At 61.0% G+C, this 11,764-nt stretch carries 12 protein-coding genes; 3 read left to right on the top strand and 9 right to left on the bottom strand.

Annotated elements, in window-relative coordinates; translation table 11 throughout:
- Positions 1-45: 45 nt before the first annotated feature.
- The 5 genes from ACQKEN_RS05215 to ppc form a co-directional block, all read right to left on the bottom strand.
- On the bottom strand, positions 46-918 hold the full coding sequence (locus tag ACQKEN_RS05215) for a DUF72 domain-containing protein (RefSeq protein WP_427684155.1): 873 nt from the start codon (positions 916-918) through the stop codon (positions 46-48).
- Positions 915-1,205, bottom strand: a complete 291-nt coding sequence (locus ACQKEN_RS05220; protein ID WP_133772675.1) for a hypothetical protein — start codon at positions 1,203-1,205, stop codon at positions 915-917. Before ACQKEN_RS05220 ends, ACQKEN_RS05215 begins: the two co-directional genes overlap by 4 nt.
- Positions 1,206-1,526: 321 nt before the next feature.
- Entirely contained in the window at positions 1,527-2,201 is a 675-nt protein-coding gene (gene tsaB, locus ACQKEN_RS05225; protein ID WP_427684157.1) for a tRNA (adenosine(37)-N6)-threonylcarbamoyltransferase complex dimerization subunit type 1 TsaB, read from the bottom strand.
- Positions 2,202-2,291: 90 nt separating this feature from the next.
- Positions 2,292-2,939, bottom strand: a complete 648-nt coding sequence (gene adk / locus ACQKEN_RS05230; RefSeq protein ID WP_427684159.1) for an adenylate kinase — start codon at positions 2,937-2,939, stop codon at positions 2,292-2,294.
- 283 nt (positions 2,940-3,222) lie between these two features.
- Positions 3,223-5,859, bottom strand: coding sequence for a phosphoenolpyruvate carboxylase (ppc, locus tag ACQKEN_RS05235; protein ID WP_427684160.1), 2,637 nt, complete (start codon positions 5,857-5,859; stop codon positions 3,223-3,225).
- A 243-nt stretch (positions 5,860-6,102) separates the two neighbouring features.
- On the opposite strand from ppc, the gene ACQKEN_RS05240 reads away from it, so the two are divergent.
- From ACQKEN_RS05240 to ACQKEN_RS05250, 3 genes are all read left to right on the top strand, one after another.
- On the top strand, positions 6,103-6,438 hold the full coding sequence (locus ACQKEN_RS05240) for a pilin assembly protein (RefSeq protein ID WP_427684161.1): 336 nt from the start codon (positions 6,103-6,105) through the stop codon (positions 6,436-6,438).
- 287 nt (positions 6,439-6,725) lie between these two features.
- Positions 6,726-7,151 carry a DUF4398 domain-containing protein gene (locus ACQKEN_RS05245; RefSeq protein WP_074893253.1) on the top strand — a complete coding sequence of 142 codons (426 nt, stop codon included), beginning with the start codon at positions 6,726-6,728 and terminating at the stop codon, positions 7,149-7,151.
- A 48-nt stretch (positions 7,152-7,199) separates the two neighbouring features.
- Positions 7,200-7,982 (top strand): OmpA family protein, encoded by a 783-nt coding sequence (locus ACQKEN_RS05250; RefSeq protein ID WP_427684163.1) that lies wholly within the window; start codon positions 7,200-7,202, stop codon positions 7,980-7,982.
- A gap of 88 nt (positions 7,983-8,070) precedes the next feature.
- On the opposite strand, the gene ACQKEN_RS05255 is transcribed toward ACQKEN_RS05250, so the two are convergent.
- From ACQKEN_RS05255 to ACQKEN_RS05270, 4 genes are all read right to left on the bottom strand, one after another.
- Entirely contained in the window at positions 8,071-9,003 is a 933-nt protein-coding gene (locus ACQKEN_RS05255) for an alpha/beta hydrolase (protein ID WP_427684165.1), read from the bottom strand.
- Positions 9,004-9,071: 68 nt separating this feature from the next.
- Positions 9,072-10,349, bottom strand: coding sequence for a flavohemoglobin expression-modulating QEGLA motif protein (locus ACQKEN_RS05260; RefSeq protein ID WP_427684167.1), 1,278 nt, complete (start codon positions 10,347-10,349; stop codon positions 9,072-9,074).
- A 27-nt stretch (positions 10,350-10,376) separates the two neighbouring features.
- Entirely contained in the window at positions 10,377-10,934 is a 558-nt protein-coding gene (locus ACQKEN_RS05265) for a hypothetical protein (RefSeq protein ID WP_427684169.1), read from the bottom strand.
- An 18-nt stretch (positions 10,935-10,952) separates the two neighbouring features.
- On the bottom strand, positions 10,953-11,684 hold the full coding sequence (locus tag ACQKEN_RS05270; protein ID WP_133772657.1) for a TetR/AcrR family transcriptional regulator: 732 nt from the start codon (positions 11,682-11,684) through the stop codon (positions 10,953-10,955).
- Positions 11,685-11,764 lie beyond the last annotated feature (80 nt).

The raw sequence follows: 11,764 nt of genomic DNA on the forward strand, positions 1-11,764 counted from the left end.
GAAAGTTCTCGTTCGACGGAGGGATGAGTCCACCCTATCTCGACCTCAAAGCAGCCCGAGTTGCTCCACTTGCCGACCGCGATCCAGCTGCGGCAGATCGGGTAACCCCGGCAGCAAGGTCATCAAGTGATGGTGAAAACGACGGGCCAGTTGCGGCGAGGCGATGTTGTCAGGCGTGTGCAGGAACACCGAAGGCGTGCGCCCCTCCTCGATCCAGCCGGCCACTTTTTCCGCCCACTGCACGATGAAGCCTTCGTTGATCGCCTCATCCGGCCCGCCAATAAAACGCACTTGCGGAAAAGACGTCAGCGCCGCCGGACGCGGTGGCACTTTGGGCTTCTTCGATTGCGCATGAAGCACGGCTGGGTCAGTGGAGACGGAACTGAACAACGGCCGGGAATCCAGACAGATGCGCTCCACGCCGCGGTCGAGCAACAGACGGTTGAGCTGACGCTCGTCTTCGCCCTTGGTGAAAAAAGCCATGTTGCGCACTTCCACCGCCAACGGCCAGCCTTCCAGTGCATCAATAAAAGCAGCCAGCTCATTCAGCCGATGGGGGCCGAAACTGGCCGACAGCTGCAGCCACAGCGGTTGAAGTCTCGAACCCAGTGGCGCCAGCAGTTGCATGAAATCTTCCACTGCGCCCAGGTGCTCGCGCAGGTCGCCGGCATGGCTGATGTCACGGGGGATTTTTGCCGAGAAGCGGAAATGCTCGGGCAAGGCGTCCGCCCAACGCTGGACGATCTCGGGTTTGGGACGGGCGTAGAACGTGGTGTTGCCTTCGACGGCGTTGAAGACCTGCGCGTACAACCCAAGCAAATCCAGGTCCGGGGCATCCGGCGGGTACAGCGACTCACGCCAGGCTTTTTCGCTCCAGGACGGGCAACCGATGTAGTAAGGCGGGTGGGCGAGGTTCAAACGTGGAGGTCGAGCCCGGAGACTTCGAGGTCCCAGTCAACAAAGGTCGAGGTCATCAGATAGCTGCTGAGCGCGTGGGCGACGCGGGTGCTCATGGCACGGGGGAAAATGATGTCTTGCTGACGCGCGGGCACGTTTGCCGTGGTCCCGGTCTGACGACGGGCCACTTGCGGGTTCACCTCGATCTCGTCGTTCACTTCCTCAAACGTACCGTCCACCGACGCAGAATCCCTGCGTGGCTTGCGCTTGATCGGGTATGAACGTGGTGAGGGACCGGTGATTCGCATCATGCTTACTCGGCGTCTGATAGTGGCAATTTAATCTCACAGTAAGCCGTTAAGCAAACATGCGAACGATAACTAGACCACACTTATTGCGAATTGTTTAAAGCAGCCTGAATTTTATGCGGATTTATCGCTGAACGGTCATGAACAGTGTGACCTGCGTCGCAGATTGGGCGTAACGGGCCTTGGGGATACCCGCAGTTGCAGGAGGCGGCTCGCTGGTGAACTCGATTCAACCGGCACTGCAGTGGTGCTGGATGACCCGGGTTCGCCAGCAAGCCGGCTCCTACGGATTTGCGAAGGGCCGGAATATGGGGTTGATGCTCAACGCGCCTTCGGCGTGGCCACCTTATCGCGAAGGTAAACCGGTTGAGCGTCGTCGGCAACGATGGCTTCGCCACGGTGCCAGGCGAAAGTGCCGAGGGTCAGCAGGTCCTGCGCGTGGGGCAAGAGCGTTGCGTCCTGTGCACTCACACCTGCGGCGATGCGCTCGGCATAACCCCAGCCTGTACCCGCACCGAACCAGTCGCCCGTTGCAGCGCTTGGCAGAGCTGCCAGCTCCGGCGCCATCACCGCCTCTTCACCCGCCAGTTTCATCTCTCCCGCCACTTCGCGGTAGCAGCCCCAATAGACTTCGTCCATCCGCGCGTCGATGGCCGCCGCGACCTGAGTGGCGCCCTGCTCGCGAAATGCCCGTTGCGCCAGGGCCGCGAGGTTGGAAACCGGCAGCACCGGGCGAGCCAAGCCGAAAGCCAGCCCCTGAACCACACCAATGGCAATGCGCACGCCGGTGAACGCGCCCGGCCCGCGCCCAAAGGCAATGGCGTCCAGCGCCGACAGGCCGATGCCCGCCTCGGCCAGCAGGTCCTTGATCATCGGCAGGAGTTTTTGCGCGTGCAGGCGCGGGATCACCTCGTAGTGAGTCAGCACTTTGCCGTCATGCAGCAAAGCGACTGAGCAGGCTTCAGTGGCGGTATCCAGGGCCAGCAAGGTGGTCATCGGGGTTTCCATCGTTGTGCGAAAAAAGTGCCGCATTATAAACAACTACGACCCGCAAGCGGGCCGTAGTTCAATGCCTTGAGACGCGAATCAGCTCAGGGCTTCAAGCACCTTGGCGGTGATCTGCTCGACCGAGCCCACGCCTTCGATGTGACTGCACTTCGGCGTGCCGTCCTGGGCCTGCAGCTTGGTGTAGAACTCCACCAGCGGCTTGGTCTGGGAATGGTAGACCGACAGGCGATGGCGAACAGTGGCTTCGACGTCGTCCTTGCGCTGAACCAGTGGCTCGCCGGTAACGTCGTCCACACCGTCAACCTTCGGCGGGTTGTAAAGGGTGTGGTAAACGCGACCGGAACCTTCGTGAACGCGGCGACCGGAGATGCGCTTGACGATTTCTTCGTCGTCGACCTTGATCTCGATGACGTGATCGATGGCCAGGCCGGCTTTCTTCAGGGCTTCTGCCTGAGGAATGGTGCGCGGGAAGCCGTCGAACAGGCAACCGCCGGCGCAATCAGGCTCGGAGAGGCGATCCTTGATCAGGCCGATGATCAGGTCATCGGAGACCAGGCCGCCGCTGTCCATGACGCTTTTGGCTTTCAGGCCCAGCTCGGTACCGGCCTTGACCGCGGCGCGCAGCATGTCGCCGGTGGAAATCTGCGGAATGTTGAATTTCTCAGTGATGAACTTTGCCTGAGTACCTTTGCCGGCCCCGGGAGCTCCCAGCAGAATCACGCGCATTGTTGTGCTCCTCAAATTTTTATAGAGATATCGTCGGATTCGCCTAAATGGGGCCAATCGCAAAATTTTACTGACCCAACGGCCAAAGGCTGATCAAGATACACAGCCGATTCATGCCGCACAAGACGGCGAAAGTCGCAGTAACCCGCGAAAAACCAGTAGCTTGGCATCGATCCGCGCACCGGTCAGACCTCGTGCAGCCGGGTGACGCCGCACCGCTCACGATGCTCAAGGTGCAGCCGAATGAAAGGGGGCGTGTTCATTCGGCCGGGCTTTCTGCCCGTCAGCCGGTGTTGCGCAATCCGGCGGCGATACCTGCGACAGACACCAGCAGCGCCTGCACCAGCGGACTGTCCAGACTCGCGTCCTGCTGACGGGAGCGCGCCAGCAACTCCGCCTGCAATAAATGAAGAGGGTCGAGGTAGGTGTTGCGCAGGCTGATGAACTTCAGCGTTTCCGGGCTGTGGGCCAACAGCCGCGACTGGCCTGTCAGACCCAGCACCACGTCACACGCCTGCGACAATAGGCCGCGCAAATGCGTCCCCAAATGCAGCAGTTCCGGCGCCACCAGACGTTCGTCGTAGAGCTGGGCGATGTCGCTGTCGGCCTTGGCCAGCACCATTTCCAGCATGTCGATGCGGGTGCGGAAGAACGGCCATTGCTCACGCATTTCGGCGAGCAGATCTCCTTGACCGCGCTCCAGCGCCTTGCTCAACGCGTTTTCCCAGCCCAGCCAGGCGGGCAGCATGAGGCGCGTCTGGGTCCAGGCGAAAATCCACGGAATCGCGCGCAGGCTTTCCACCCCGCCTTCGCGGCGCTTGGCCGGACGGCTGCCCAACGGCAAGCGGCCCAGCTCCTGTTCCGGCGTGGCCTGGCGGAAATATTCGACGAACTCCGGGTTTTCCCGCACCACGGCGCGGTAGGCGTTCACACCGTCCTCGGCGAGTTCGTCCATCACCTGACGCCAGGCGGGTTGCGGCATCGGCGGCGGTTGCAGCGTGGCCTCCAGCACTGCAGCCAGATAAAGGTTGAGGTTTTGCTCGGCAATGTCCGGAAGGCCGAACTTGAAGCGGATCATCTCGCCCTGTTCAGTGGTGCGGAAACGCCCCGCCACCGACCCCGGCGGCTGCGACAGAATTGCCGCATGTGCAGGGCCGCCGCCACGACCGACCGTGCCGCCGCGACCGTGGAATAACAGCAGCTCAACTTCCTGCGCGCGGCAGATCTCAACCAGTTTTTCCTGCGCCCGGTACTGCGCCCACGCCGCAGCGGTGGTGCCGGCGTCCTTGGCCGAATCCGAGTAGCCGATCATGACTTCCTGGGGACCTTCCAGGCTGCGGCGATAGGCAGGAATGCTCAAGAGCTGCTCGATCACCGGGCCGGCGTTGTCCAGGTCGGCGAGGGTTTCAAACAACGGCACCACGCGCATGGATCGCTGCAGCCCGGCTTCTTTCAACAGCAGCTGAACGGTGAGCACATCGGAGGCCGCGCCGGCCATGGAAATCACGTAGGAACCCAGCGATGCCGCCGGCGCAGCCGCGACTTCACGGCAGGTGGCGAGCACTTCGGCGGTGTCCGCTCCAGGGCTGAAATGCGCGGGCAGCAGCGGGCGCTTGTTGTCCAGTTCTCGCAGCAGGAAATCGACGCGCGTCGGCTCATCCCACTCGTCGTAGCGGCCGAGCCCGAGGTATTCGGTGATCTCGCTCATGGCCGAACTGTGCCGCGTGGAATCCTGGCGCACGTCGAGCTTTACCAGGAACAGGCCGAAGGTCACCGCGCGACGCAAACAGTCGAGCAGCGGGCCATCGGCGATAACGCCCATGCCGCATTGGTGGAGCGAGTCGAAACACAGTTGCAGCGGCTCAAGCAGCTCGCGGTTTTGGTGCAGCACGTCTTCCGGCGCGGCCTGGGTGACACTCAGTGAGGCGTGGGCCCAGTTGCGCGTGGCCCGAAGCCGCTCACGCAGTTGTTTGAGGACACTGCGATAAGGTTCGGCGCTGTCGCCCGCAGCCTCCATCAGCGCAGGGCTGGCTTGCTGCATCGACAGTTCGGCCGCCAGATGATCGACGTCGCGCAGGTACAAGTCGGCGGCCATCCACCGCGCCAGCAGCAGCACCTCGCGGGTAACAGCAGCGGTGACGTTGGGGTTGCCATCGCGGTCACCGCCCATCCAGGAAGCAAAGCGAATCGGCGCCGACTCCAGCGGAAGGTGCAGACCGGTCGCGGCGTGCAGCGCCTGATCGGCCTTGCGCAGGGAGTTGGGAATCGCTTGCCACAGGGAGTTTTCGATGACCGCAAAACCCCACTTCGCTTCATCGACGGGCGTAGGACGGACGCGGCGGATTTCTTCGGTGTGCCACGCTTCGGCAATCAGGCGCTGGAGACGCTCGGTGATCTGCTCACGCTCCTGGCGATTCAGATCGCGATGATCGAGTGCGGCCAATTGTGCCGCGATGGCGTCGTACTTCTGGATCAGCGTGCGCCGCGCGACTTCGGTCGGGTGCGCGGTCAGCACCAGTTCGATTTCCAGCGTGGACAATTGCTGCGCCAGCGCTTCGGGTGTCTGCCCGGCCTGTTTCAGGCGTTCCAGCAGTTCTGGCAAGACGCGGGATTCAAACGGCTGCGGCTTGCCGTCATCGCGACGGTGAATCAGCTGATATTGCTCGGCGATGTTTGCCAGATTGAGGAACTGGTTGAACGCACGTGCCACCGGCAGCAATTCGTCCTCGCTCAGGCCCTCAAGACTGGAGCTAAGCTGCTCGGTGCCCTGGGTAGACGCGTGGCGGTCAGCCTTGGCGCTTTTGCGGATGCGCTCGATCTTCTCGAGGAAATCAGCGCCGTGCTGATCACGAATGGTGTTGCCCAACAGCTCACCCAGCAGGTGAACGTTCTCGCGCAATCGTGCATCGATATCAGCCATCCAGCCCTCTCCTTCCGCTTTATTGTTTTTACCGGCGAGTCCTTGCGGGGGTCCATTCGCTGCTGCCGAACGGAACGCCCTGCGGGGTTTCGTTTCTATTGGTGTGTATAGAGCGACAAATTGATGTCCATACGCAACCCTCGACGCACTTTCACCGCCGGGGAAGCCCGTCTCAGTCACGCATCACTGTGGCTCAGCACCATGTCCAACACCCGCCCTGGCGCGGGAACCGATGAGGTATGTATGAAGATCCGAGAGCTCGCCGAACAGTGGGAACAGCACGCCAAAGGCCGTCTGACCGAGACCGCCTATGCCATTCATCTGGATGTTGAAGCGGCCGCCCGGCTTGCGGCGATTGCAGAGATTTACCCCAAGCGCACGCCCGAGGAACTGCTGGGCGAGCTGATCGGCGCCGCGCTGGAAGAACTGGAGGCAAGCTTCCCTTACGTGCGCGGTCAGCAGGTGGTCGCCACCGACGAGGAAGGCAACCCGCTTTACGAAGACGTTGGCCCGACGCCGCGGTTCCTTGAGCTTTCGCGACGCCACCTCCAGGAAATCTCGGATCGGGAAGCGTTGTAACGATTGCATGCGCGACGTCGTTTTTGCCCCGTCAAATTTCTCCACCGGTGCATTTTGCCGATGATAACGGGGGGGAAAGCGCCGTCATTTTTTGAACGTCAATTTTACAACACGTAACAAAAGCTGACCGGAAGTTTAGAAAAATGTCTGAACTATTCAAAAAAGCCAGCGGTCCGAGCAGTTAGCCATTCCAGTAAAGCCGTCAGATGACAGCGGAAGCGACGTAACACCATCCATCCGCGTGGGCCGTAGCTGTAATGGAACAACCAGTTTTCAGGAGTTAAGAAATGGAGTTGACAACCATGAACACCAGCACTGCCAAACCAACGTTCAATCGCCTGCGCGGGCTGAAGATGGCTGCACTGGCGCTGGGCACCAGCGTTCTTCTGGCTGGTTGCGCAGGCAATCCTCCAAGCGAGCAGTACGCCGTGACCCAATCGGCCGTCAATGCCGCGGTCACCGCCGGCGCTACCGAGTACGCTGCCGTTGAAATGAAGTCCGCCCAGGACAAGTTCAAGCAAGCCGAACTGGCGATGCAGGAAAAGAAATACGACGAAGCTCGCAAATACGCCGAGCAAGCCGAGTGGGATGCACGTGTAGCCGAGCGTAAGGCTCAGGCCGCGAAGGCACAGAAAGCGGTGCAGGATGCTCGTCAGGGCGTCAATGAGTTGCGTGAAGAAGGCATGCGTCAGGTTCAGCCTGTCACACAGTAACGCTTCGCAGTTCAAGCATTGGCCATTGAGTTAAAGGACGAAAATATTATGCGTAAACAAGTACTTATTCCTGCCCTGCTGGCTTTGAGCGTTGGTCTGGCGGCGTGCTCGTCGCAGCCGAACGTGAACCTGGAACAAGCCCGCACCAATTACTCCGCGCTGCAAAGCAACCCGAAAGCCACTGAACTGGCTGCGCTGGAAACCAAAGACGCCAGCGAGTGGCTGGACAAGGCTGACGCTGCGTACCGCAACAACGATGACCAGAAGAAGGTCGATCAGCTGGCGTATCTGACCAACCAGCGCGTTGAGCTGGCCAAGCAGACCATCAACCTGAAGACCGCTGAAAACGATCTGAAAGGTGCCGCCGCCCAACGTGCACAAGCGCGTCTGGATGCTCGCGACGCACAGATCAAGGCCCTGCAGAACAGCTTGAACGCCAAGCAGACCGAACGCGGTACGCTGGTGACCTTCGGCGACGTACTGTTTGACCTGAACAAGGCCGAGCTGAAGTCGTCCGGTCTGGTCAACGTCAACAAGCTGGCCCAGTTCCTGTCGGAAAACCCTGATCGCAAGGTCATCGTTGAAGGCTACACCGACAGCACCGGTTCGGCTGCCTACAACGACTCGCTGTCCGAGCGCCGCGCGAACTCCGTGCGCATGGCTCTGATCAAGATGGGCGTAGGCCCGGAGCGTATCGTTGCTCAGGGTTACGGCAAGGAATACCCGGTTGCTGACAATGCCAGCGCCTCGGGCCGTGCCATGAACCGTCGTGTGGAAGTGACCATTTCCAACGACAACCAGCCAGTAGCACCGCGCTCTTCGATGAAGTAATGCGGTTGTAGCGGCAATAAAAAGCCCCGCCTGTCGAGAGACAGGCGGGGCTTTTTTGTGGCGTTCGAAATGCGAGTGATACGAAGTGTTACTCGTGGTGCTCATCCGCCGGCTGTGGAGAGGACGGCGCCGCCTTGCCTGCTTGAGGATCAGGATAATTCGGAATTTCCCCCAGCCTGCGCAGGCCATTGAAGTGCTGCGGGTCGTCCAGATAGCGAACCATCACCTCGCGCCAGGTGGGGTCGCCGAAAGTCTGCACGTGAGGGCCGCGCGTCAGTTGCAGCACACGCGGTGGCGGCGCGGCCTGATACAGGCTGATGCCGTTGTGCAGCGGCACTAGCGTGTCATCCAGACTCTGGAACAGCAGCATCGGCGTGCCCTTGAGCTGCGGCATGCCGTTGATGGCGCTGTCGCCGTCGGGGATTACCCACGACAGCGGCCGTTTGAGGGGCCACGTCAGCCACGACGTGCTGAGGGTATAGCGCGCCATCTCACGATAGCTCGCCGGCACGCCATCGAGCACCAGCGCCTTGACCCGCGCGCGCTGCTGGGGATGTTCGGACAGGTAATGCACGGCCAGCGCCCCGCCGATGCTTTGGCCGAGCAACACGAGCGGTTTGCCCTGTACCTCGGGCGCAGCGTTCAGCCAGTCAAAGGCCGCATCGATGTCCTGATAAATCGCCGGCAGACTCGGCTCGCCTTCGGACCGGCCATAACCGCGATAGTCCACCAGCAACACCTGATACCCCTGCTCCGGCAACCACCAACTCCCCGCCAGGTGCCAGGCCATGTTGCCGCCGTTGCCATGCAGGTGCAGTACCGTGCCCTTCACCGGCACGCCGGGCTTGGCCGGCAGAAACCATGCGTTGAGTTTGGTGCCGTCGGCCGCCGTGAGGGTGACATCGCGCCAGGCGAGGTGGGCTTTGTCCGGCGTCAGCGGCAGGCCGCGTTCCGGGTAGAACAGCAATTGGCTGCAGCCGCTGAGGGTCACGATCAGGAACAAGGTAAGAAGACGCTTCACGCGATGTCCTTCTATTCACGATAGGGGTCACTGTACAAAACCGTAGGTCCCAGTTAAACGCGAACGTATCAGAGGATATTCGAATAGTCCGCTTCGATCCGGTCCAGGCTCAGGTGGTTGAGGAAGTTGGAGAAACACATCCACGCCGACAGCGCGTTCATGTCGCGGAACTGGTCGGGCAGGTATTTGGGCGGCACCACCAGGCCTTCGTCCACCAACTGGCGCAACGTGCGCATGTCTTCCAGGGTGGTCTTGCCGCAAAACAGCAGCGGCACCTGCTCCAGCTTGCCCTTTCTCACGGCCAGCTGGATGTAGTTGTAGACCATGATGAAGCCCTTGAGGTAAGACAGATCCTTGGTGAATGGCAGCCCATTCGGCACCGAGCCCCGGAATACCCGACTGGCGTTGCCGTAGCTTTCCGACATGCCGAAGCCTTGCTCGCGATAGAAGTCGAAGACCTGCAGGAAGTCGGCGCCCTCCTCGGCCATGTGAATGGCGCGGGTGCGATTGGTCAGCTTGCGCAGGCGGCTCGGGTAGGAGGCAAAACCGATGATCTCCATCAGAATCGCCAAGCCTTCCTGAGTCACCGTCGACGAGGGCGGGCCTTTGGACAGGAAGGTGCAGATCGGCTGATTCTGACCATTCAGCGTGGTGCCGACGTGCACCAGGCCTTCGTGGACTTCCAGCGCCCGCACGTCTCGTTCATTGAACATCGCGTCGCTGCGGATCTTGATGTAGTCGGCGCCGGCCGCAGCGTCCGCCACGATGCCGTCGGATTCAAACACCCGGATCGTCTCTTCCGCCTCGCCAAACGTGCGATTGAGCCGGGTCTGCAGCATGGCGACGGCGTCTTTGGCCGTCAGGACTTTCGGCTCGTCCTTGAGATCGCCGCGACCGGCAATGTTGTTCAGGTAATCGGAGAGCATCATGCCGAGGTCGGACAGCGTCGGGTCGCCGGCGTGAAAAGCATCGGACGCCGCGCCGTATAGCTCCTGGGAGATCAGGCCGAAGTCCGGGGTGCCGCGCGCTTCGAGCATGCGGATGACCATCCGGTACTCTTTGCACATGCGGCGCATGATCTGCCCGACCGGGTTGAACTGGCCCAGCTGCCGGGTGATGTCGCGCTCGATGTTCTGGAATTCCAGCTTCACCGCGCCGGAATCAAAGCCCAGCGGACGATTTTCGTAGTACGCGCGATCGACTTCAGGCAGGTTTTTGCCTTTGCCGTCGAGGAAGGTCTTGCGGATGGTGTCATCCCACTTCACGGCATCAAGGATTCGAATCGGCGTCTGCGCTATCACGATACGATCGGACAACGTGCGAATAGTCTGTTGGTATTCGTCCACCCGGTACCCCTTATTGAACCGTTTGCGCTATTTGGTCATGCGCTGATATTGAGCTGATTTGAGAAAGACGTCGGAGTTGGCCGGGTCGTCGAGGTAGGCAAACACCTTGTCCATGGGACTTGAGATCAACATGCCGTCGCCCTTGACCGTATCGACCCGCTCGCCGTCGAGCACCTTCTGCTCGACCAACTGCTGAAACCGCTCCAGGTCGAGGTCATAGACCACCAGTTCATCGGCACCGTTCTCGTTATCCATGAGGTCGAAACCGGCGATGACGTAATTGGCGCCGTATTTGTCAGGCAGCGCGGCGGAGACGTACCAGCGACTGCCGTGGCGCGACACGGTGAAGGCATACTCGTCGCGGTTCTTGCGGTCGCCTTTGCGGTAGCTGACCGCTTTGTAGCGGTCGGCGCCGGCGCGGCTGATTTCCAGTTCGAGCGGCTCGCCCCAGGCATTTTTGCTGCTCCAGGTGCCGAGCAATTTGGGCGGGGCGGTGTTGCTGACCGGAATCGGGTCCTTGAACGTCACCAAGCATCCGCTCAACAGCGCGAACGACAGGGCGAGCAATACGCTCCAGACTTTCATCAGGTTCTCCTTGAGGTATCAGCCAGCCATCGGCTTGGCAGTGCCCAGTACCAGATGCATCTGGCGAGTAAGAATAGCGAGCATTTCTTCGTCCGCGCCGGGCCGAGGCCCGTTGAGCAGCCCCTGATATTCCATCCGGCAGATGAGCCCCGTCAACACTTGGGCATCCAGTTGCGGCTGAACCGAGCCCATGACTTCGAGAAACTGGGCGCTGCCCTGCAACAGAATCTGCTGATGGGCACTCACCAGTGGGGCCAGCCGCGGGTTGATCAGCGCTTCGAGGTGGAAGGCGTGTTCGGCAATGAGCTGGTCGCGACGGGTCAGTAATTGATGACGCACGTATTCCATGGTCATGCGCGCGATCTCATCCGCCAACCGGGCGCGGGCCTCGGCGCTGCCGTCATTGCGCGCGACCATCTCGCGCAGCAGCGCCTCGGTGTTGGTCCACAGCTTGGCCATGTACGCCGCGCTGCGTTCAACGTATTGCGCGAAGGCATCGGTGAGCAGGTCATCGATGTCTTTGAAGTAGTAGGTGGTGGCAGAGAGCGGCACTTGCGCTTCGGCCGCCACCGCGCGATGACGCACGGCCCGAACGCCGTCACGAATGAGGATGCGCATGGCCGCATCGAGAATCTGTTGGCGACGCTGTTCACTTCCCTGTCGACTCGCCTTGCGGCCCTGGTACTGAACACTCTGTGCGACTGCCGTGGCCAGGCCAGCGGCTCCCTTTTGAGCGATCGTGCGGTTCACAACTGGATTTCCTTTTTTCGAGTCATTCACATCACAGCAACGTCAGCCTGCGGCCGTGTCTGCGCCTACGTCATCGCGAG

The organism is Pseudomonas sp. NPDC078416 (assembly GCF_050268485.1).
Classification (GTDB): domain Bacteria; phylum Pseudomonadota; class Gammaproteobacteria; order Pseudomonadales; family Pseudomonadaceae; genus Aquipseudomonas.

Bases quoted from the DNA above. Each gene is read 5' to 3' on its own strand.
- ACQKEN_RS05220 (WP_133772675.1), bottom strand. From the start codon at position 1,205: ATGCGAATCACCGGTCCCTCACCACGTTCATACCCGATCAAGCGCAAG.
- tsaB (WP_427684157.1), bottom strand. From the start codon at position 2,201: ATGACCACCTTGCTGGCCCTGGATACCGCCACTGAAGCCTGCTCAGTC.
- adk (WP_427684159.1), bottom strand. From the start codon at position 2,939: ATGCGCGTGATTCTGCTGGGAGCTCCCGGGGCCGGCAAAGGTACTCAG.
- ppc (WP_427684160.1), bottom strand. From the start codon at position 5,859: ATGGCTGATATCGATGCACGATTGCGCGAGAACGTTCACCTGCTGGGT.
- ACQKEN_RS05240 (WP_427684161.1), top strand. From the start codon at position 6,103: ATGAAGATCCGAGAGCTCGCCGAACAGTGGGAACAGCACGCCAAAGGC.
- ACQKEN_RS05245 (WP_074893253.1), top strand. From the start codon at position 6,726: ATGGAGTTGACAACCATGAACACCAGCACTGCCAAACCAACGTTCAAT.
- ACQKEN_RS05250 (WP_427684163.1), top strand. From the start codon at position 7,200: ATGCGTAAACAAGTACTTATTCCTGCCCTGCTGGCTTTGAGCGTTGGT.
- ACQKEN_RS05265 (WP_427684169.1), bottom strand. From the start codon at position 10,934: ATGAAAGTCTGGAGCGTATTGCTCGCCCTGTCGTTCGCGCTGTTGAGC.